This is a genomic window from Pseudoflavonifractor sp. An44 (assembly GCF_002161675.1).
GTDB classification, from domain to species: Bacteria; Bacillota; Clostridia; order Oscillospirales; family Oscillospiraceae; genus Enterenecus; species Enterenecus faecium.
The window spans coordinates 67,364-89,548 of the sequence record NZ_NFIH01000008.1; the positions used below are offsets into that span (position 1 = coordinate 67,364).

Genomic DNA, 22,185 nt, shown 5'->3' on the forward strand with positions numbered 1-22,185 from the left:
TTTGTGTAGAAATTCGGAGAAATTACTCCTCCATGAGCTTCTCCATCTCGTCCAGCAGGGTGCCGAACAAATCCAGAGCGTCCTGGATGGGGGCGGGAGAGGACATGTCCACGCCAGCGCCCTTCAGCAGGTCGATGGGGTCCTTGGAGCAGCCGCCGGACAGGAAGCCCAGGTAGTCCTCCACGGCGCTCTCCCCGCCCTTAAGGATGCGGCGGGACAGGGCGATGGCGGCGGAGTAGCCGGTGGCATACTGATAGACGTAGTAGTTGTAGTAGAAGTGGGGGATGCGGGCCCACTCCAGGGCGATCTCGTCGTCGGACACCATGTCGGGGCCGTAGTACTTCTCGTTGAGGGCCTTGTACTCGGCAGAGAGCAGGTCAGCGGTGAGGGGCTCGCCCTTGGCGCACAGCTCGCCCATACGCAGCTCGAACTCGGCAAACATGGTCTGGCGGTACAGGGTACCCTTGAACTGCTCCAGGAAGTGGTTGATGAGGGCGGCCCGCTCGCGCTTGTCGGTGGTGCGCTGCAGCAGGTACTCCATGAGCAGGGCCTCGTTGCAGGTGGAGGCCACCTCAGCCACGAAGATCACATAGTCCCGGTACACGGGAGCCTGGGTGCGGTTGGACAGGTAGGAGTGGGCGGCGTGGCCCATCTCGTGGGCCAGGGTGAACATGCTCTCCAGGTTGTCCTTGTGGTTGAGCAGCACGTAGGGGTGGCACAGAGCCCCGGCGGAGTAGGCCCCGGAGCGCTTGCCCACGTTCTCCCGCACGTCAATCCAGCGGTTGTCAAAGCCCTCCCGGATGATGGCCCGGTACTTCTCCCCCATGGGGGCCAGAGCGTCAAACACGGTGTCCTTGGCCTCAGCATAGGGGATGACCTTCTCCCCGCCGGACACCATGGGGGCGTAGATGTCGTACATGTGCAGCTCGTCCACGCCCAGCAGCTTCTTGCGCAGGCGGATATAGCGGTGCATCTTGTCCAGGTTGGCGTTCACCGTCTGGATGAGGTTGTGGTACACACTCTCGGGCACCCGGGTGGAGTCCACAGCGGCGGCCAGAGCGGAGGGGTACTTGCGGGCGTTGGCGTAGAACTGGCGCTGCTTGGCCTCGGCGTTGAGGGTGGCGGCGGCGGTGTTGCGCACGCTGCCATACACCCCGTAGAAGGCCTCAAAGGCGTTTTTCCGCAGCACCCGGTCCTCGCTCATCTGGGTGGGCACAAAGGCACCGTTGGACAGGGGCACCTCGTTGCCCTCCCCGTCGGTGGTGGAGGGGAAGGTGAGGTCAGCGTAGGTGAGCTTGGCGTACACGTCATTGGGGGCCTGGGCCAGATCGGCAGCGGCGGCCAGCAGCTTCTCCTCAGCGTCGGAGAGCACATGGGCCCGCTTCTCCTGGATGATGGTCAGGTAGCGGCGGTACAGCTCCAGGCCGGGCTCCTCCTGGAAAAATCCCTCCAGCTTGGCCGGGTCAATGGCCAGCAGCTCGGGGGTCTCAAAGGCGATGGCGCCGTTGATCTCCACGGCCAGAGAGCTGATCTTGCCCTCCATGGCCTGGTACTGGGCCACGCGGGTGTCCTGGTCCCCCTTGCGGTAGGCATAGTTGGCCAGGTTGTTGAGCAGGGTGTCGGCCTCCTGGCACAGCTCCAGGTACTCCAACAGGGTGGCGCCGCTCTCGCCCAGCCGTCCGGCATAGGCGGACAGCTTGTCCACATAGGTCTGAGCCACCTCAAACTCGGCCTGCCAGGCGGCGTCGTCGGCGTACAGGTCGGTGAGGTTCCAGGTCTCCTCCACGGAAACCTGGTCGCGCTCGGGAATGGCATTCATCTGAGACATGGGAAATTCCTCCTTGGGATTTCAGTATGATAAAGAAATCATAGCACAGAACTGGGTTTCTTGCAACCCTCCCGGCGAAACACATGCACCCGGAAGTCCGCCGTCACGGTGAGCTGCTCCAGCTGCTCCAGCCGCTCCACCCCCGCCCGGGGGGTCTTCCAGGCATAGGGGGTCATGCCAAACAGGGCCTGAATGGACGCCTGGTCCGGCAGAGTGAAGGTGGTGGTCACAGGTAGGATGTCCACATAGGAGAACCCTTCATACTCCACCCGCTCCTCGGGGTTGGGGTAGGGGGTGTCGTAGAGCACCGCCTTCATCTCCATGAGGTGCTGGGGGGCAGGCACCACGTAGACAAACAGCCCGCCTTTTCGCAGCACCCGGCGGTATTCCTCCAGGGCCAGAGGGGCGAAGCAGTCCACCACCACGTCCACCGCCTCGTCCGCCACGGGGAGGTGGTACACCGAGGCCACGGCAAACTCCCCCTCGTTCACCCGCCGGGCCGCCTTTTTCAGCCCCGCCTTGGACAGGTCCACCCCGGCGATCTCTACCCCCGGCAGCTGGGCTAGGCCTTGGGTGTAGTACCCCTCGCCGCACCCCACGTCCAGGATTTTGGGACTCTGTCCCCCGTGGGCGGACACAACTCGGCAAAGAGTCTCCCGCAGAGGGGCATAGTAGTCCCCGTCCAGGAAGGCGGTGCGGGCGGCGATCATGGCTTTGTCGTCCCCGGGGTTGGCGGAGTGCTTCTGGTTGGCGGGGAGCAGGTGGACATACCCCTCCCGGGCCACGTCGTAACAGTGGCGGTTGGGGCAGGTATAGGTGCGGCCCTCCCGGGTGAGGGGGGCCCCACAGATGGGACAGCGAAACAGGCTCATGGCGATCTTCCTTTTGGTGGTTTGTTTTCTCTATCTTATCCAAAACTGCACCAAAAGGCAAGGCCTGTAGGGCGGACGGAGAAGGCTTGCTCTCCTCCGATTTCTCAGGCAGAAACCAGCGCCCCAGCCGGGGACGCTCCGCTGGGGTAACTTTCTGACTGGGCAGAAAGTCACCAAAGACCCACCAAAGGCGGGGCCTTCCCCCGCCTTGTGGAATCCACCCCGCGGTACTGGATGCCCCTGCGTCCTCCTCTTTGCGGCCCTTAGCCTGGTGGGGTCACATAGATAGCTCGCCGTTCTATGGTTTGGATTCACTTCTCTGTTCATGCGTCCTTCTACCGCCAGGGCCTTTCCCTGGTGTGCCGCTGTTTCCAGCTAACGGAGGCTTGGCTCCTGGCGGCGGGAACGCCGCTTCTCCAGGGTAGGCCCGGACATGGAAACCGTCCAGCCATAGGGCCAGCTGCCCAGGGTGGCCTGGTGTGGTGGCAGTGACAGGAGCCACAGCAAGGGTAACGGGCCAAATTTAGACTTGACGCAGGCCCAGCATCGTACCCCAGGGAGGTCCTTAGGGGGGAACGCCCTAAGCGGGTTTTGGTTTCTTTTGCCCGCTCAAAAGAAACCCCCAGCGGGAAGCGTCCCCGCCAGGCTGGCAAGCCGGAACCTGGGCGGTTAGACGATCAATCCCTCCGACCCGGCTGACGCCGGGCCACCTCCCTTTACACAAGGGAGGCTTTTTTCCTGAATAAGCACACAAGGACCGGAGCATGTGCTCCGGGCTTTTTTGCAGGTAAAAAGAAAGGCTTTGCTCTTCGACCATTTCTCAGGCGCAAACCAGCGCCCCAGCCGGGGACGCTCCGCTGGGGTAACTTTCTGACTGGGCAGAAAGTCACCAAAGACCCACCAAAGGCGGGGCCTTCCCCCGCCTTGTGGAATCCACCCCGCGGTACTGGATGCCCCTGCGTCCTCCTTGTTTCGGCCCTTAGCCTGGTGGGGTCACATAGATGGTTTGCCGTTCTATGGTTTGGATTCACTTCTCTGTTCATGCGTCCTTCTACCGCCAGGGCCTTTCCCTGGTGTGCCGCTGTTTCCAGCTAACGGAGGCTTGGCTCCTGGCGGCGGGAACGCCGCTTCTCCAGGGTAGGCCCGGATATGGAAACCACCCAGCTATAGGGCCAGCTGCCCAGGGTAGCCTGGTATGGTGGCAGGAACAGGAGCCACAGCAAGGGTGACGGGCCGAACCTAGTCTTGACGCATGGACAGCCTCGTACCCCAGGGAGGTCCTTAGGGGGGAACGCCCTAAGCGGGTTTTGGTTTCTTTTGCCCGCTCAAAAGAAACCCCCAGCGGGAAGCGTCCCCGCCAGGCTGGCAAGCCGGAACCTTGGGTGGTTAGACGGACCCCCCCTTCCTTTGCCCAAGGGATATAAAAACCGCCGGAGAGACGCACGCAGCATCTCTCCGGCAGGCTGTTATTTCACTCTAAAGGTCTTGGGCGCCCGGCGCAGCACCAGCGCCAGCATCCCCACCGAGTACACGGCGGTCACCCCGAACACCAGCAGGGCAAACCAGGTAGGCGTGCTCTTGATCTGTGAGGGCGCCCAGCACACCGCATACATGGCGATGTTCAACAATTTGAATATGGGGTTTTTCGTGTCCAAATCCGAGGTGTAGGGCTGGAAGAGGTAGTACAAGCCCAGGGAGTGGGTGGCAAAAAACACACCCAGGGACAAAATGGCCAGCAAAAACAGGATGAACTCTCCCACCGGAGGCCGTCCCCCGCCCAGGAAGGTGAGGAGGACAAACATCCCACACACGGCCCCGCTGAGCATGAGATTCACCCCGCACAGCATCCGCCAACGCAGGAAAAAGTTCCTCAAAATGGCGTCCCGCTCCCGGTACCAGCCGTAGCGCAGCAGCGCCAGGTCGCAGTTATAGAACATGGCCTTGCAGATGCGCTCCCCCACCGTGTTGTCCATGAGGTACAACAGGAACACACAGATGGGCAAAGACTTGGTCACATAGGAGAGCACCTCCCCCATCTCCCGCTCTTGCCCCTGGAGCCGAAACCACACGATTCCAACACATCCCACCACGGTGAGGCCCCCTAAAATGGCCAGCACCACAAAGAAGGGCTTGAGGAGCATCCGGCGGTGGCGGCGGAAGAACACCGCCTGAAGATACCGCCAGCCGTGGAGATGGGAGAAGTCCACACGGGTGTCCAAATCGCTGTCCCGCAGCTTCACCTGCTCAAACTGGGCCTGGTTGGCGTTTTTCACGGTGGCCTGACCGGGGATCTTGTCCGCCCGGCAGGTCTCCAAAATCAGCTCATAGTGGCAGGGATAGCGGGAGATGGCCCGGGCGCACAGGCTGCCCAGGGCAAACAGCAGGGTCACCGTGGCGGGATAGAGCAGCACCTGGTCCAGGGCCGGAATGACCCCAAAGGGCATGGGCAAGTAGGCCAGGGCCAGGCAGACCACCGTCAAGACCAGGATGTACCCCACCTTGCCGCTGGGCAGAGCGTGGAATTTGGCGTACAGCATGAGGTGGAACCACTCGGCCATCATACGCACCCCGGCCAGGGCCAGGGAGAGCAGCAGCCCCCGGAGCACCCCCGCCCCGGTAAGGCCGCCCCACAGCAGGAGGAAGGGGGTGAAGCCCGCAAACATGGCCAGGTGGTGGGTGACCATCTCGGTGGTCTGGTACAGAGTGGCGTCCATGCCCATCTGGCGCACGCAGGTGTACTTCAGCTGGGAGGGCTCCACGGATATGGGCTGTATCATGGTTCCCGCCACAAAGCTGAGCCAGAAGAAAATCCACACCGACATGGCAAACCCGTCGGGAGACAGGGGCTTGATATCCGCCAGCGCCAGGGGCACCAGCCAAATGAGGGCCAGGTAGATGGCCTTGCCCAGCAGGGCGGTGACTCCCCGATAGAGGGACACCAGGATGGACAATACCAGCTTGCCCTCGGTGGCGGCGTACAGCTTGTCGGTGAAAATCCGCTTCAAGAGGGGCACCCGGCCCAGCCAGTACACCAGTCGATTGCCCGCTATGGCCGAGCGGATGCGGTAGATCTGGGAGGCACAGGTGAGGTTCACGGTGCCACCTCCTCCCCGTCCTCCTCCTGGGTGAGCAGGTCCACGATGTAGGACTCAAACTCCGGGGTATGGATTTTGGCGTTGTCCACCCCCTCCAGCTCTCCCTGGTGGAGCAGGACAATTTCATCGCACAAATCCTGGGCCAGCTGGAGAATGTGGGTGGAAAAGAGGATGATATGGTCCCCTTTCATCTCCCGCAGCAGGTTTTTCATCTCCAGGGCCGCCACCACGTCAAAGCTGGTGAGGGGCTCATCCAGCAAAATCACCGGAGGACGGCCGATGAGGAAGCACAGCATCTGGATTTTGTGCTTCATGCCGTGGGAGTAGCCCCGCATGAGCCGGTTTCGGTCGTCGGGTTCCAGCCCCACCAGCTCCAGCCACTGGTCCGGGGTTCGGCCGCTCTTGTCCTGAGAAATCTCCTGAAAGAACTTCACAAACTCGGTGCCGGTGAGAAATTCCGGCACCACCGGGGTGGACAGCACATAGCCGATGTCCCCCTGCTTGGGGGTGCGGGTCTGGCCGTATTCGTCCACCAGGGACACCGTGCCCCCGTCGGCGGGGAACTCGGCGGACAGGCAGTTGAACAGGGTGGTTTTGCCCGAACCGTTGCGGCCCAACAGGCCGTAAATCTTTCCCTGTTCAAAGGTAAAGCTGGCGTTTTTCAGCACCTCTTTGGTGCCAAAGGACTTGCAAATTTGGTCAAGAATCAACTGCATGGGGAAAATTCCTCCTCTGGTGCGCCCAGCGCACCCATCTCTCTTCTGCTTGGGCTGGCCTCCTTACCGAAGAATCCAGGCCAAAATGAACGGATTACTCCAGGTTCAGCCGACGGCTGAGGATGTAGTTGGTGATGCCCAGGTGAACCACGCAGCGCACCACGTCCAGCACCAGGCCCCAGACCAGGGCGGCACCCATCACATCCGAGAACACAGTCATGACCTGGACCGCATCGGACTGGGTGGTCACCGTGGTCAGAGAGGTGGTCACATCCGGGTAGCCAAACATGCCGATGACCGAGCCCACGGTGGACCAGATGACGCTGAGCACAATGAAGGCCAGCACGGCAAAGCCCACCCGATGGCTGCCTGCCAGATGGCCCAGGGCCATGGAAGCGTACACCTGGGACACCGCACAGATCAGCCCCACAAACACAGACACCACCGACAGAATCGCCAGTCCGTTGGCGTTGGGGGTCATGGCGCCCAGGACTTCCCACACCTGGGTCAAGTCGTAGAAGAAGCCCTGATAACTGGCAATGATCAGTACACTGACAATCGCCACCAGGACGCTGAGCATGGAGATCACCACAGCGCTGATGAGCTTGGAGGCCACCAGCTGCCAGGGCTTGACGGGAATGGTGAACATGAGGTAGCCCTCATCCTTCAAGAGCCCCTGATAAAACCGGGCAATGATGATCACCGTGGTCACCACCATCACCGCCATAATCAGCAGCACATACAGCAGCACCATCAGGGAGTTGACCAGACCCAGGCCCTGCTCGGCATCCAGGCCAGCACCCGTAAACAGGCGGTTGATCCCGGACACCACCAGCAGCACACCCCACAGGGGCAGGAAAATCTTGAACATGGCTTTGAAGTCATATTTCAGCAGTTTAGCCAGCATAGTAGTCACCTCCCTGAGGATTGGCCCGGAACATGTCCCGGAACACATCGTCCACGCTCTTGCCCTCCCGGGCCCGGATGTCGTCTACGGCCTCGTGCCCCAACACCCGGCCCTGCTGGAGGAACACCACCTCGTCCAGCACCCGCTCCACGTCTCCAATGAGGTGGGTGGAGATGAGCACGGTGGCCTCGGGGTTATAATTGGTCAGAATCGTGTTCAAAATAAAGTCCCGGGCTGCCGGGTCCACCCCGGCGATGGGCTCATCCAACAGATACAGGTAGGACTGGCGGCTCATGGCCAGACACAGCTGCAGCTTCTCCTTGGTGCCCTTGGACATGGACTTGATGCGGTCGCCGGGCTGAATCTTCAGGCTGGCGCACATGTCCTCCGCCTTTTTGCGGTCAAAATCCGGGTAGAAATCCTGGAAAAAGCTGAGCAAATCCCGGGTTTTCATCCAGTCGGCAAAGTACATCCGGTCAGGCAGATAGCTCACATGGGCCTTGGTCTCCACCCCGGGGGTGTAGCCGTTGATGGTCAGCTCCCCAAAGCTGGGCTGCAACAGCCCGCACAGGAGCTTAATGAGGGTGGTCTTGCCCGAGCCGTTGGGCCCCAGCAACCCCACCAGCTTCCCCCGCCCGATGTTCAGATTCACATCGGTGAGGGCCTTGGTGTGGGAAAAGGTCTTGCCCAGCCCTTGACATACAATCAGATCTTGGTTCATCTCTCTTCCTCCTTCCAGGTTTGCACAAACTCTTTGGCCTGCTGAGTGGTAAATCCCAGCCGCTTCATGCCGTCAAAATAGGTCTGAATCTGCTCTCGGGCCAGCTGGCGGCACATTTTGGCCAGCACTTCCCCGTCCTCGGTGACGGTGCGCCCCGCCGTCCGGTTGGTCACCACCAGTCCGTCCGCCTCCAGCTGAGAAAGCGCCCGCTGCATGGTGTTGGGATTCACCCCAGCCTCGGCGGCCAGCTCCCGAACGGTGGGAATTTTGCTCCCCCGGGGATACACCCCCGAGGAAATCCGCTGCATCAATTGCCGGTGCAGCTGCATCCAGATGGGGCCGCTGCCCTCTACATTCCAACCCATCCGTCCACCTCCTTGTATTATTGGCTTAATACAAGTATACACATCTCCACCTCCCCTGTCAAGGTGAAACCGGAGGAATCTGGCAAGAAAGATGAAGCCGAAGCCTTGGGGTTTTATACACTTTGAAGCTTGACAACTTGGGCCGGGAAGGCTACTATTTGGAACGTATATTTCCATGCTTGGAGGGGTCTCCTTGAAACTATTGCGTCAATTTCTCATCATTCTGCTGCTATCCCTGGTGGGGGAAGGGCTCCACGCCCTGCTGCCTCTGCCGGTGCCGGCCAGCGTGTACGGCCTGGTGCTGATGCTGCTCTGCCTGTGCACCGGGACTCTCCGCCTGGACCAGGTGGAGCGGGCCTCGGACTTTCTCATTGAGATCATGCCGGTGATGTTCGTGCCCGCCGCCGTGGGGCTCACCGAGAGCTGGGAGCAGCTGCGCCCGGTGCTGGTGCCTGTGCTGGTCATCATGGTGCTCACCACGGTGCTGGTGATGGTGGTCACGGGTCACGTGACCCAGTTTGTCATGAAATGGAGGGAGAAGCATGACTGAGTTTCTGGGTAATTCCCTGTTTTTCGGGGTGGGTGTGAGCCTCATCGCCTATGAGGTGGGGCTGCTGCTGCGGCGGAAGTTCGCCCTGGCCATCCTCAATCCCCTGCTCATTGCCATCTGCTGTGTCATCCTGTTCAACAAAGCCCTGGGCATCCCCTATGACGACTACTATGAGGGGGCCCAGTACCTGTCCTACCTGCTCACCCCCGCCACGGTGGCCCTGGCAGTGCCCCTGTATCGGCAGCTGTCGCTGCTGAAAACCCACTGGCTGGCCATTCTCTGCGGCCTGGGGGCGGGCATCATCGCCGGAGGGCTGGGCATTCTGGCCCTGGCGGTGCTCTTCGGGCTGGACCACCAGCTGTATGTGACCCTGCTGCCCAAGTCGGTGACCACCGCCATCGGCATGGATCTGTCCCGGGAGCTGGGGGGCGTGGTGGCCATCACCACCGCCGTCATCATTGTCACGGGAATTTTGGGCAATGTCATTGGCGATTTCATCTTCTCCACCTTCCGCATCAAACACCCCATCGCCAAGGGCCTGGCCCTGGGCAACTCCGCCCACGCCATTGGCACCGCCAAGGCCATGGAGTTGGGCGAGGTGGAGGGCGCCATGAGCAGCCTGGCCATTGCGGTGGCGGGGGTGCTCACCGTGGTGTCCGCCTCGGTGTTTGCACAATTTCTGTAACTGATCCCATGAAATCCCGGCAGTCTCCGGACTTGCCGGGATTTTTCTGTTGTCAGGTTCGGGGATTTCATGTAAAATAGACGGTACACGAGAAAAAACAAGGAGGTGAGTCCCATGTCCGTGCTGCTGTTGCCCAATGAGGTGCTGTCCATGACCGCCCAGGCCGCCCGCCGTCTGGTGGATGCGGGGGACGGGGACTGCGCCCTTCTATATCTGGCCCTGCTCCAGGCGGGGAGCAACCCGGACCAGGCCGCCACCCAGCTGGGGTGGGACCCCGGCCGCATGAGCGCCGCCTTTGCCCGGCTCACCGCCATGGGGCTGGCCCAGGGCAGTTGCCCCGGCGTCTCCCCTGCCCCTCAGGCCGCCCCGGTGCAGGACGACCGCCCCCCGGAGTACACCCGCGGGGACATCGCCGACGCCCTGGAGCGGGAACAGAGCTTCTATGGGCTGTCCCGGGAGATGGAGCGGCTGCTGGGCCGGGTGTTCTCGGACACCGACCTGAAAAGCCTGTACACCATCTACGACTATCTGGCCCTGCCTGTGGAGGTCATCTTCATGCTGGCCGGGTACGTCGTCCGCGCCAGCCGCCGCCAAAAGGGGGACGCCTCTCCCCTGCCTCGGATGACCGAGGTGAAGCGGGAGGCCTTCCGGTGGAAGCGGCTGGGCATCACCACGGTGGAGCGGGCGGAGGAATACCTGCGAGACCAGGAGAGCATCGACCAGCGGGAATGGGGGGTACTGTCCGCCGTGGGGGTCACCCAGAAGCGGCCCGCCATCGACAAGGAGCGGGAGTACATCCACCGCTGGGTCCAGTGGGGCTTCTCGGATGAGATGATTCACCTGGCCTATGAGCGCACCATTTTCCGCAAGGGTCAGATGAATTGGCCCTATGTGAATAAAATTCTGGAGTCCTGGAAAAAGTCCGGCTATACCACCCCCCAGCAGGTGGAGCAGGAACGGGGCGGACAGACCCGCAAGGCCCAGCCCCAGACCCAGGGGGCCAGGCCCCAGGAGAACTACCAGCCCAGCGCCAGCCGCATCCAGCAGCAGGCGGACTGGCTGGACCAATTCTTGCAGGAACAGGAGAAAGGTGGGAACTAAATGTCCTACGATGCAGCCATTGTCCAGCGGGCCTCTGCCCGGCTGGCCCGGCGGAAAGAGATTCGGGAACGCCGCCGCTGGGACCTGGAACAGGAGCTCTACCGCCGCCAGCCCCGGCTGAGGGAGCTGGACCGGGCCATTGGGGGCACCATGGCGGAGTTGGCGGGGCTGGCCATCTCCGGCAAGCCCATCCAGGCCGACGGCCCGGAGATCGCCGACATTCGGCGGCGCAACTTGGAGCTCCAGGCCCAGCGGGCGGAGCTGCTGCACACCCTGGGCTATGAGCCCGACGCCCTGGACCCCACCCCCGCCTGCACCAAATGCGGAGACAGTGGATGGGCGGGGGCGGAGATGTGCACCTGTCTCAAGGAGCTGTGCGCCCAGGAGCAGATGAAGGCCCTCACCGCCCTTCTGAACCTCACCGACGAGCAGAACTTCGACCGCCTGCGCCTGGACGTGTACTCCGACCAGCCCTGGGAGGGGAAGCGCTCCCCCCGGGAGAACATGAAGCGGGTGGTGACGGTGTGCGAGGGGTTCGCCCGCCGCTTCCCCGACTATCCCCTCCACAACCTGCTGCTCTCCGGCGGCACCGGACTGGGCAAGACCTTTTTGTCCGGGTGCATCGCCCGGGAGGTGTCGGGGCGTGGGTACTCGGTGGTGTACGACACCGCCATCAGCCTGTTTTCCACCTTTGAGGCCAAGAAGTTTTCCCGGGATTTGGGCCAGGAGCGGCAGGCCCGGGACGACACCCGGCGGTATCTGAACTGTGACCTGCTCATCCTGGACGACCTGGGCAGCGAGCTCACCACGCCCCTGGCCCAGTCTACCCTGTACGAGGTGGTGAACAGCCGCCTGCAAGGGGGCAAACACACCATCATCTCCACCAATCTGTCCATGGAGCAGATTGGTGCCCGGTACACTCCACAGGTGGTGTCCCGGCTGGCGGGGGCCTATCAGGAGCTGACCTTCTACGGGGACGACATTCGGCGGATGAGGAGATAGAAAAATATTTTATTCTTTTGTAACAATTGGACATGAATATTTGTAATGAATTGCGGGTATCCTTATTCTTGCAAGCAAGAGTGATTTCTTCTTTTCATTTCATTTCTCCTTTTTCTTCTTTCTTTTTGCTCCGGGGCAGCGGTGCCCCGGAGCCTTTTTTTATTTGTGCATGAAAAAGGCGCCCGGAAGGATTGTCCTTCTCCGATTTCTCCGGCGCAAACCAGCGCCCCCGCCGGGGACGCTCCGCTGGGCCCGATTTCTCCCCGATGAGAAATCGGGGAAAGAATCGCCAAAGGCGGGGCCTTCCCCCGCCTTGTGGAATCCACCCCGCGGTACTGGATGCACCTGCGTTCTCCTTGCTTCGGCCCTTGGGCTAGTAGGGTCACATAGATGGTGTGGAACTTCTACAGAAAGTACCTACTTCTCTGGTAGACAGTGCTTCTATCGCCAGGGCCTGACTCTGGTGAGTCGCTGTTCCCAGCTATCGGCGGCGGGAACGCCGCTTCTCCAGGGTAGGCCCGGACATGGAAACCGTCCAGCCATAGGGCCAGCTGCCAGGATAGCCTGATGTGGTAACAGTAACAGGAGCCACACCAAGGGTAACGGGCCGAATTTAGGATTGACGCAGGCCCAGCCTTGTACCCCAGGGAGGTCCTTAGGGGGGAACGCCCTAAGCGGGTTTTGGTTCCTTTTGCCCGACCAAAAGGAACCCCCAGCGGGAAGCGTCCCCACCAGGCCGGAGGGCTGGAAAAGAGAAATAAACGAAGAACAAATCTCTGACAAGGCACGTGCAAGGGTGCCAATAAACCCCCACAGACGCAAAAACACCCCCGGACCAGTCGGTCCGGGGGTGTTCGGTTCCCTATGAGGTTTTGTGCTCAGTGGGGTGTGAATTAGTGCTTGCGCTTACGGGCAACCACAACCACAGCCACCAGAGCCACCACGCAGACAACCACCACGATCACGGGCACCATCACGTTGTTGGTGTCGCCGGTCGGAGCGGGCTTCTCGCCCTCAGGCTTCTGAGTGGCGTCGGGCTTCTGGGAAGTCTCGGGCTTGTCAGTGGCGTTGGGAGTCTCGCCGCTCTCGGTGGTCAGGCCACGGATGGCGGCATCCAGCTGCTCGGCAGCGGCGTCCACAGTCTTCTGGTCGTCCTCAGACAGGGTGGCGTCAGCCATCACAGCCTGGGCATTGGCCAGAGCGGTGCGGAAGGTAGCCACAGACTCAGCGGTGTAGCCGGTCAGGTCCATGCTCTCGGCCTTGCCGATGAGGCCTTCCAGGATGGACTTGTCCGCCTTGTACCGCTGGGCCAGAATGGCGTTGAGCAGGTCACCAGCGGCCTTGTCCACGTCCTCCTGCATGGCGTCGCCGTCAGCGGCCACGTCCTGGGCAGCCTTCAGAGCGTCCACCAGCTGCTGCCAGTTGGTCTCCACATACTTGTCGGCCTCGTCCATCATGGCCTCGGCACGGTCGATGACCAGGTTCAGCATGGTCTTGTCGCCCTGAGTCAGGCCCAGACCCCAGATGCCCTCCAGCAGGTTGTCCCAAGCGGTATTGACCTCCTCCTGGGTGGCGTCGGCGTCGGCCATCACAGCCTTGGCCTCGGTGAGGGCCTTCTCGAAGGCAGCCTTGGCGGTATCGGTGACGCCCTCGGTGGACAGGGTCTCGGCATAGGCGATGGTCTTCTCCAGCAGCTCCTTGTTCACATCGCTGGGCTCGGGAGTGGGCTCGGGAGTGGGTTCAGGAGTGGGTTCGGGAGTGGGCTCGGGAGTGGGTTCAGGAGTGGGCTCCACAGTGGGTTCGGGAGTAGGCTCGGGAGTCTCAGTGGGCTCGGGAGTGGGCTCCACGTCCTGGGAGATGGTGAAGGTCTTCTCCACGGTGCCGGAGTAGTCCACGATACCACGCACGGTGAGGGTGGCGGTGCCGGGCTCCACGTTGTTGGCGTAGTCCACAGCGAAGTCCACGCCGTACTTCAGGGTCTTGTCGCCCAGAACCACGGTGGGCATGGGCTCAATGGCGGAGCCAGTGTAGGCGAACACGTCCTTCTCCAGAGTGACGGTGGCGTCGGACAGGTCGAGCTTCTCCTCGGCCATGCGCACGCGCAGCTCGGCGCAGGACATGAAGCGGTTGGCCACGTCGCCAGTGCCGCCGCGGGTCTGCACGCCGTACAGACGCACGAACTTGGCCTCCACGGGCTCATTGAACACGGCGATCTTCCAATCGGTGTTGTGGCCCCAAGTGCCGGTGGCCACGGTGGTCCAGGAGCCGTCCTCGCCGGTCATGCTCACTTCCACCCGGTACTCGGTGACGATACCGTTGGCCACAGAGTTACGGGGCTGATAACGCAGGGCGTCCAGCACGGTGGCCTCAGCCAGCTCCAGCTGAATCCAGCGCTTCTCCGGGCTGTTCTCCAGATACTCGCTCCACTTGGTGTGCCAGAAGGTTTCGGAGTTGTTGTCCAAAGCCAGCTCCACAGGGCCCTCTCTGCCGGACTGGGGCAGCTGCTGGCTGGCAGCGGTGGCAGTGGTCTTGGTGTAGTCATAGTCGCGGCTGCCATCGGTGGGATCGTTGTTGGTGGAGCCGCTGACGGCCAGGTTGATGGTGTAGGTGCCACGGGTGGCGTGGTCCTCAGACTCGGTGAGGATCTTCACCACGTTGTCGTGGGCGGGGATGACGGTGTAGGCAACGTTGTTGCCGTTGTCCACTTCCAGGGTATCCACCAGCAGAGCCTGGGTGTCATAGGTGCGGGCAGCCAGCTGGCTGTCGTTCCAAGCCTTGCCGTTGACGGTGATGCCGGTGAGGGCGTCAGAGCTGTTGATGGGGAAGCTGGTCTGAGCCACATTCAGCTCCACCTCGGTGAGGCTGACGCAGTAAGAAGTGGCAGCAGAAGCGGGATCGCCTTCCTTGTTGGTGACGGTGATGCGGAAGTTCACGGCATCCTGGGGCTCGAAGGTGTAGGCGATGCGGGTGACGTTGGTGTGGGGCTTGGTTTCCTCGCCCTTGGTGATGTCCAGGGGGGTCCACTCAATGCCGTTGCCGCTGACTTCCATCTTCACATCGGAGGGCAGAGCGGCGGAGTAGCTGTCGGTGGCAAAGTACAGCACCACCTGGCCCAGGTACTGGGCGGTGTCATAGCGGAAGGCGATGGAAGCGGACTTGTTGCCAGCCTGAGCGGAGTCGAAGTTGCTCCAGGTGCTCTCGTTGGGGCCGCCGTCCAGGTTGGGATCCACCTCGGTGGAGCCGTCACGGATGGCCTCCAGGGTGTCGCTCTGGAGTTCCTTGGGGATGCTCTGGGTCAGCTCAGCGGCGTTGGAAGCCACGTTGCCGCCGATGGTCACGTCGCCCTCAGCCACACGGATGGAGGCAGTGACAGAGATCTCCTCGCCGAACACCTGGCTGGTGCCCTGCACGGTCTTGGTGCCCACGGTGGCGGTGAGGTCATCGGGAATGTTCCACTCCACGGGGAACTCAGCGTTGAGGATGTCGCCATTGGCCAGCACGGCGGGACGGGAAGCAGGCAGAGTCACCTGGCCATCCTTGCGCACGGCGGTGGAGTAGTTGAGCAGAGCAGCCACCTGGTCCAGCATGTTGATGTTGACGGTGGTGGTGACGTTCACCTCATCGATGACGCCACTGATGGTGAAGGCGCCAACCTCCTGGATGAGGTCCTCGTTGTAGGCGTTCCAGGTCACGCCCAGCTCCTTGGTGGAGCCGTCCTTGTAGGTAACCTCCACGGTGTCGGGCAGAACAGGGGCGTTGCCCACCTTCACATAGTGATAGCGGGAGATGTCATAGCTGATGACGGGGTTGTTGCCGCCCTCGTCCTTCACAGGAGTGGTGGTGACGGTGACGGAGCCAGCCTTCACGCCGTTGGCCTTGGCGGTGACGGTAAACTCACCGGCCTTGTCGGTGGACTGCACGATGGCCACCAGCTGGCCAGCGGCAGCGTTGCGGGACAGGCTCTGATAAGAGGTGTGGTCGATCTGACGGCCGTTGTCCACGCCCACGATGGTGCCCTCGCCCTCGATGGAGAGCTGGACGTTCACGTCGTTGGTGTTGACCAGGTTGCCGTTGGCGTCCTTGACGTCGATGGTGATGTAGCTCAGGTCGTCGCCGTCGGCCACGATGGAATCACGGTCAGCGGAAAGGGTGAGCTGAGAGGCGCCGGAGGTGGTCTTCACCACGCTGCGGCCCTCGGTCTCGGTGATCTGGTCGCCATTTTCGTCAAAGGCCTTGACTTCCAGAGTACCAGCGGCATAGGGCACCATGAAGGTGGCATACAGGCTCTCATAGCCGGACTTCTGGGTATAGGTGCCGGTGCCGGAGGTAAAGGTGCGGTAGGTGTAACCGGCATCGGTGGTGGTCACGGTGGAGGTGGCAGTGCCCACTTCCTCACCGTTGAGGTAGACCTTCACCACGGGGGCGTCGGAGTACACAACCACTTCCACCTTGTTGTTGCTGTCCTTGGACACATCGTCCTCGTCCCAGGTGGGCAGCACATGGAGGGTGGTCACATCGTCGTTCCACTGGCTCTGATACAGATAGTAGCTGTCCTTGGGCAGGCCGTTGGTGTCGATGATGCCGAAGTAAGAGGACTTGGGAGAGGGCCAGCCGCCCACAGCGCCAGTGCCGGTGCCGTTCCAGGGGGTGGGCTCGCCGATGTAGTCAAAGCCAGTCCACACAAACTCGCCCATGGAGGCGTCCAGCTGGAGCACACGCCACCAGGCATCGGCCGCCACGGCGCCCCAGCCCACGGTGCTCTTGTCGTAGGAGGTCAGCAGGCGGTCGCCGCCCACATCCACACGGTTGCCCTTGCGGTCATACACGCCGCGGCTGGTGACGGCAGAGGCCGTCTCAGAGTGGTACACCAGCCAGCCCTTGCTCACACCAGTCTGCAGGTGGGCAGCGGTGGAGTAGTTGTAGCCGATGATGCCGCCATTCTCGGCCACCACAGCGGCGACCTTGTTGGCGATGTCCCAGTTCTCCTTGAGCTTGTTGTCGCCAAACGTGGGAGGACGGGTGGTGTCCACCTCTTTGATCCAGTCAATGAGGTTCTGGGCGATGGTGGGATAGTTGCTGTAGCCAGCGTAGGATACGCCCTCGAAGATCTCATTGCCCAGGGAGTACATGATGACGGAGGGGGCGTTCTTGTCCTGGTTGGCCATGGCCTTCACGTCGAACTCAGCCCAGGTCATGCCAGTCTCGCCGCCCAGGATGTTGTTGCCCTCGGCGATGGTCACGTTGAACCACTTGGAGTAGTCCTGGGTGTTGCCGTTCTTGGGCAGAGTCCAGGTGTCGAAGGCCTCGTCGATGAGCATGATGCCCTTGCGGTTGGCGATCTCCACCAGCTCAGGAGCGGCGGGGTTATGGGTAACGCGGATGGCGTTGCAGCCCATCTCCTTCAGGATCTCCACCTGGCGCTCGATGGCCCGGTACCAGGCCTCGGAGCCCAGAGCGCCCTGGTCGTGGTGCATACACACGCCCTTGAGACGGGTGGGCACACCGTTGAGCTCAAAACCAGTGGAGTCGTTGTTGAACTCCGTCCAGCGGAAGCCGAACTCGGTGGTATAGGTGTCCACCACCTGCTCGTCCACCAGCACCTCAGTGACGGCGGTGTACAGGTTGGGGTTGTCAGTGTCCCACAGCTTGGGGCTGTCCACCTTGGCAGTGAGGGTCACGTCCTGGGTGGAGCCAGCGTCCACGGTGACGGTCTCGCCGGTGACAGAAGCCACGGACTGCTCGCCGCCCAGCTCGTAGATGCTCTGACGCACCACCACGTTGGCGGCCTCACCGCTCTGGTTGGCCACGGTGGTGACCACGTTCACGGTGCCGTCGGCGCCGTTGGACTCAGCCAGATTGGGGGTGGTGATGTAAGTACCGTTGCGGTCCACATGCACGGGATCGGTGACGGTCAGGTGCACGGAGCGGTAGATACCGCTGCCGGAATACCAACGGCTGGAGGGAGTCTGGTGCTCCACCTTTACGGCCAGCACGTTGTCGCCCTCATAGTTCAGGTACTCCTGGGGCAGCTCGAAGGCAAAAGAGGTGTAGCCATAGGGGTGGAAGCCCAGCTCATGGCCGTTGAGGTAGACGGTGGCGTTCATGTACACGCCGCCGAAGTTGACAGATACGACCTTGTTCTTCCACTCAGGGGTGATGGAGAAGGTCTTGCGGTACCAGCCGGTGCCGCCCAGCAAGTAGCCGCTCTCGGCCTCGCCGCTCTTGCTGTACTCCTGCTCGATGCTGTAGTCGTGGGGCAGATCCACGTCCCGCCAAGCGGAGTCGTTGTAGTTGGGGTCTGCGTCGCCGCTGCCCAGGTTGAACCGCCAGTGGTCATTGAAGTCCACGGTGCGGCTGTCCCCGCCGTAGGTGTTGACGTAGACCGTCTCCTCAGGAGAGGAAGTCTGTGTGCTGGTCGAGCGACTCTCGCCACGGGCGAATGCGCCAACCGTTACCAGGTTTGCGCCCATCACCAGGGCCAAAGCGCCTGCAAGCAGCCGTTTCTTTTGGAACATGATATTCCTCCTTCTTTTCATTCCCGGTAAAAATCCGGTCCGGCGTGCCGAAGGGCGCAAAACACCCCTCTGCACAAATACGCAGGATAAGTGTAACATGCTTTATGCGAAAACACAAGAGATTCCATTTCGCATCCATGTGAAATTGTACAAAGTGGTATGTTTTCTTTAAAACTCTGAAAAATCGCTGAAATTCAATTGGAAATGTTTCCAATTCCAGTTTTTTGTCAGGCATATTTTTACTAAAAACTATTTTGGGCCGGGCCGAAAAAACAAAAAATCTCCCCTGCCCGCAGGCAGGGGAGAAAATGGTAGCAGCAATTTTTTACTTACCCACGAAGTCCCGGGCCACCTCCACAATGTGGTCGGCGCACAGGCCGAACTGCTTGAGGAGGGCTCCGGCGGGGCCGGAGTGGCCAAACTCGTCGTTGACGCCGATGCGGCGCACGGGGGTGGGGCACTGCTCGGCCAGCACGCCGCACACGGCCTCGCCCAGGCCGCCCAGCACGTTGTGCTCCTCACAGGTGATGATTTTGCCGCACTCCTTTGCGGCCTTCAGCACCAGCTCCTCGTCCAGAGGCTTGATGGTGGCCATGTTGATGACCCGGGCGGAGATACCGGCCTGGGCCAGGGTCTCAGCGGCCTCCAAAGCCTCGGCCACCAGCAGGCCGTTGGCGATGATGGCCACGTCGGTGCCATCGGTGAGCACCTCGCCCTTGCCAATCTGGAACTCATAGTCCTCGTCGTGAATGACGGGAACCGCAGCACGGCCAAAGCGCATATACACGGGGCCTTCCATCTCGTAGGCGGCCTTCACCATCTTGCGGGCCTCCACGTCATCGGCGGGAGACATGACGGTCATGCCGGGAATGGTGCGCATGAGGGCGAAATCCTCACAGCACTGGTGGGAAGCGCCGTCCTCGCCCACGGAGATACCGCCGTGGGTGGCGCCGATCTTCACGTTCAGGTGGGGGTAGCCGATGGTGTTGCGCACCTGCTCATAGGCCCGCCCGGCGGCGAACATGGCGAAGGTGGCGGCGAAAGGCACCAGGCCCATGGTGGACAGACCCGCAGCCACGTTGACCATGTTGGCCTCGGCAATGCCGCAGTCGAAGTGGCGGTCCGGGAAGGCCTTTTTGAAGATGCCCGTCTTGGTGGCCCCGGCCAGGTCGGCGTCCAGCACCACCAGATCGGCGTGGGTCTCGCCCAGCTCCTTGAGGGCGTTGCCGTAGCTCTCACGGGTTGCGATTTTCTTCACGTCTGCCATGTTACATCCCCTCCACTTCTGCCAGCTGGGCCTTCAACTCGCCCATGGCCTGCTCATACTCCTGGTCGTTGGGGGCCTTGCCGTGCCACCCGGCCTGATTTTCCATATAGGACACGCCCTTGCCCTTGGTTGTCTTCATGAGGATGGCGGTGGGCTTTCCGGTGCCGTGGTTGGCGTGGAACTTGGCGAAGGCGTCCTCCAGCTCCTGGAAGTCGTGGCCGTTCACCTTCACCACGTCGCAGCCGAAGGCGGCGAACTTGGCATCCACAGGCTCGGTGTTCATCACGTCGCAGGTGCGACCGTCAATTTGCAAGCCGTTGATGTCCACGATGATGCACAGGTTGTCCAGCTTATAGTGGGCGGCAAACATGGTGGCCTCCCAGATCTGGCCCTCGGCCAGCTCGCCGTCGCCCAGCAGGGAGTAGACGTTGATGTCCTTGCCCAGGAACTTGGCGCCCTTGGCCATGCCAGCGGCAGCGGACAGGCCCTGGCCCAGGGACCCGGTGGACATATCCACACCGGGGGTCAGGTTCATGTTGGGGTGGCCCTGGAGGTGGCTGCCAATCTGGCGCAGGGTGAGCAGGTCCTCCACGGGGAAGTAGCCCCGGTTGGCCAGAGCGGCGTAGAGGCCGGGGGCGGTGTGGCCCTTGGAGAGGACAAAGCGGTCCCGATCCTCCCAGCGGGGATTGGCGGGGTCGATGCGCATTTCTTTAAAATAGAGATAGGTAAACAGGTCGGCGGCGGACAGAGAGCCGCCGGGATGTCCGGCCTTGGCGGCGTGGGTGCCCTCGATGACACCCATGCGTACCTTGCAGGCGGTCACCGCCAGTTGCTTTTTTTCAGCTGCGGTCATAGTTTCAAACTCCTTTTCATATCAGAAAACCCCAGAGGTATGCCAGACACACCCTTGGGGCATAGACAAATTCATGCAATCCTTTTGGTAAAGAAGTCCGTGGACTTCTTTGCCGGATTGGCCCCAGGGGCGTGCCACGCACACCCCTGGGGCACAGGTTTGAGGGAGGAAGGAATAATAAACAATATTTATGATTGCGTATGGCTGATTACTTCAGCTTCCAGGCCAGGTCGTTCCAGAACAGTTCCTTTTCCAGGCCTTCCACGGTGGTATCCTTGCTGATGTGGACAAACTCGATGCCCATGATGTTGGCCCAGTCCTTCATCTGCTCGGCGGTGACGTCGTAGCTGAGGACGGTGTGGTGGGCGCCGCCAGCGGTGATCCAGCACTCCACACCGGTGGTGAGAGAGGGCTCAGCGGTCCACATGACCCGGGCCACGGGCAGGTTGGGCATGTCCATGATGGGCTTGACGCAGTGGATGTCCTGGCAGATCAGGCGCAGGCGGCCGCCCATGTCGATGAGGGAGACCACAATGCCGTCCCCTTCCTTGCCCTCGAACACCAGGCGGGCGGGGTCCTTGCGGTTCATGCCGATGCCCAGGTGGTGGGTCTCAATGCGGGGCCGGGCAGAGGCCAGAGAGGGGCACACCTCCAGCATGTGGGCGCCCAGGGAGTACTGGTGGCCGGGCACCAGGTGGTAGGTGTAGTCCTCCATGAAGCCGGAGGCGCCGTTGCCGTTCTCACCCATGACCTTCATGATGGCGGTCATGGCGGACACCTTCCAGTCGCCCTCGCCGCCGTAGCCGTAGCCCTGAGCCATCAGGTGCTGGCTGGCCAGGCCGGGCAGCTGCTCCATGCCGTAGAGATCCTGGAAGGTGTTGGAGAAGGCCTTGCACCCTTCTGCGTCCATCATCTTCTTCATGGCGATCTCTTCCCGAGCCTGGTAGCGAATGGCCTCCACGTTGTCGGTGGCGATATCATAGTTGGCCTTATAGACCTCCATCAGCTCGTCAATCTCGGCGTCGGTGACCTGGTTCATCACTTCCACCAGATCGCCCACGGCCCAGGTGTTCACCTGCCAGCCCAGCTTGGCCTGCACTTCCACCTTGTCGCCCTCAGTGACGGCCACTTCCCGCATGTTGTCGCCAAAGCGCATCACCTTCAGGTTGCGGGAGAAGTCCACACCCAGGCAGGTGCGCATCCAGCGGCCCAGACGCTTCTGGACCTCTTCGTCCTTCCAGTAGCCGGCGATGACCTTGCGGGGCATGCGCAGACGGGCGGCGATGAAGCCGTGCTCCCGGTCGCCGTGGGCGGCCTGGTTGAGGTTCATGAAGTCCATGTCGATCTCCTCGTTGGGGATCTCCAGGTTGTACTGGGTGGCCAGGTGGCAGTAGGGCTTTTGCAGGTTGACAAAGCCGTTGATCCACATCTTGGAGGGGGAGAAGGTGTGGCACCAAGTGACGATACCGCAGCAGTTGTCGTCATAGTTGGCGGCCTTCACCACGTCGGCGATCTCCTTGTTGGTCTTGGCCGTGACCTTGTATACCAGCTTGCAGGGCAGGTTTCCGGTGGCGTTGAGGGTGTCCACCATCTCGGCGGCGCGGCGATCCACGATCTCCAGCACTTCGGGGCCATACAGGAACTGGCTGCCCACGACAAACCAAAATTCTTTGTTGCTCATGTTCATAACCTCCGTTATGTCAAGTTT

General features: G+C 61.6%; 15 protein-coding genes. 4 read left to right on the forward strand and 11 right to left on the reverse strand.

Features of this window, described 5'->3' with window-relative positions; all coding sequences use genetic code 11:
* Window positions 1-22: 22 nt before the first annotated feature.
* The 7 genes from pepF to B5F98_RS05435 all read right to left on the reverse strand — a co-directional run bounded on the left by pepF (window position 23) and on the right by B5F98_RS05435 (window position 8,504).
* Window positions 23-1,828: an oligoendopeptidase F gene (gene pepF, locus B5F98_RS05405; RefSeq protein WP_087370171.1), complete on the reverse strand. Its 1,806-nt coding sequence runs from the start codon at window positions 1,826-1,828 to the stop codon at window positions 23-25.
* A 38-nt stretch (window positions 1,829-1,866) separates the two neighbouring features.
* Window positions 1,867-2,700, reverse strand: a complete 834-nt coding sequence (locus B5F98_RS05410; RefSeq protein WP_087370173.1) for a putative RNA methyltransferase — start codon at window positions 2,698-2,700, stop codon at window positions 1,867-1,869.
* A 1,466-nt stretch (window positions 2,701-4,166) separates the two neighbouring features.
* Complete coding sequence (locus tag B5F98_RS05415; RefSeq protein ID WP_087370175.1) at window positions 4,167-5,795, reverse strand: hypothetical protein; 1,629 nt, start codon at window positions 5,793-5,795, stop codon at window positions 4,167-4,169.
* Window positions 5,792-6,511: an ABC transporter ATP-binding protein gene (locus B5F98_RS05420; RefSeq protein ID WP_087232836.1), complete on the reverse strand. Its 720-nt coding sequence runs from the start codon at window positions 6,509-6,511 to the stop codon at window positions 5,792-5,794. Before B5F98_RS05420 ends, B5F98_RS05415 begins: the two co-directional genes overlap by 4 nt.
* 94 nt (window positions 6,512-6,605) lie before the next feature.
* Window positions 6,606-7,418, reverse strand: a complete 813-nt coding sequence (locus B5F98_RS05425; protein WP_087370177.1) for a hypothetical protein — start codon at window positions 7,416-7,418, stop codon at window positions 6,606-6,608.
* Complete coding sequence (locus B5F98_RS05430) at window positions 7,408-8,139, reverse strand: ABC transporter ATP-binding protein (protein ID WP_087370179.1); 732 nt, start codon at window positions 8,137-8,139, stop codon at window positions 7,408-7,410. Before B5F98_RS05430 ends, B5F98_RS05425 begins: the two co-directional genes overlap by 11 nt.
* Entirely contained in the window at window positions 8,136-8,504 is a 369-nt protein-coding gene (locus tag B5F98_RS05435) for a GntR family transcriptional regulator (protein WP_087370181.1), read from the reverse strand. Before B5F98_RS05435 ends, B5F98_RS05430 begins: the two co-directional genes overlap by 4 nt.
* Before the next feature lie 193 nt (window positions 8,505-8,697).
* Here B5F98_RS05435 and B5F98_RS05440 point away from each other — a divergent pair, with 193 nt between their 5' ends.
* The 4 genes from B5F98_RS05440 (at window position 8,698) to B5F98_RS05455 (ending at window position 11,842) form a co-directional block, all read left to right on the forward strand.
* Window positions 8,698-9,054, forward strand: a complete 357-nt coding sequence (locus B5F98_RS05440) for a CidA/LrgA family protein (protein ID WP_087370183.1) — start codon at window positions 8,698-8,700, stop codon at window positions 9,052-9,054.
* Entirely contained in the window at window positions 9,047-9,739 is a 693-nt protein-coding gene (locus tag B5F98_RS05445) for an LrgB family protein (RefSeq protein WP_087370185.1), read from the forward strand. Before B5F98_RS05440 ends, B5F98_RS05445 begins: the two co-directional genes overlap by 8 nt.
* Before the next feature lie 114 nt (window positions 9,740-9,853).
* Window positions 9,854-10,840: a DnaD domain protein gene (locus B5F98_RS05450; protein WP_087370187.1), complete on the forward strand. Its 987-nt coding sequence runs from the start codon at window positions 9,854-9,856 to the stop codon at window positions 10,838-10,840.
* Window positions 10,841-11,842, forward strand: a complete 1,002-nt coding sequence (locus B5F98_RS05455; protein WP_087370189.1) for an ATP-binding protein — start codon at window positions 10,841-10,843, stop codon at window positions 11,840-11,842. It abuts the gene before it with no gap.
* An 893-nt stretch (window positions 11,843-12,735) separates the two neighbouring features.
* Here the strand turns inward: B5F98_RS05455 and B5F98_RS05460 are convergent.
* The 4 genes from B5F98_RS05460 to araA form a co-directional block, all read right to left on the reverse strand.
* Window positions 12,736-18,357, reverse strand: coding sequence for a discoidin domain-containing protein (locus B5F98_RS05460; RefSeq protein WP_158099793.1), 5,622 nt, complete (start codon window positions 18,355-18,357; stop codon window positions 12,736-12,738).
* 325 nt (window positions 18,358-18,682) lie between these two features.
* The gene (locus B5F98_RS05465) at window positions 18,683-19,624 is read right to left on the reverse strand and encodes a transketolase family protein (RefSeq protein ID WP_087370193.1); all 942 of its coding nucleotides are present in this window, start codon (window positions 19,622-19,624) and stop codon (window positions 18,683-18,685) included.
* A 1-nt stretch (window position 19,625) separates the two neighbouring features.
* Window positions 19,626-20,477: a transketolase gene (locus B5F98_RS05470; protein ID WP_087370195.1), complete on the reverse strand. Its 852-nt coding sequence runs from the start codon at window positions 20,475-20,477 to the stop codon at window positions 19,626-19,628.
* 208 nt (window positions 20,478-20,685) lie between these two features.
* The gene (gene araA / locus B5F98_RS05475; protein WP_206418094.1) at window positions 20,686-22,164 is read right to left on the reverse strand and encodes an L-arabinose isomerase; all 1,479 of its coding nucleotides are present in this window, start codon (window positions 22,162-22,164) and stop codon (window positions 20,686-20,688) included.
* Window positions 22,165-22,185: the final 21 nt, after the last annotated feature.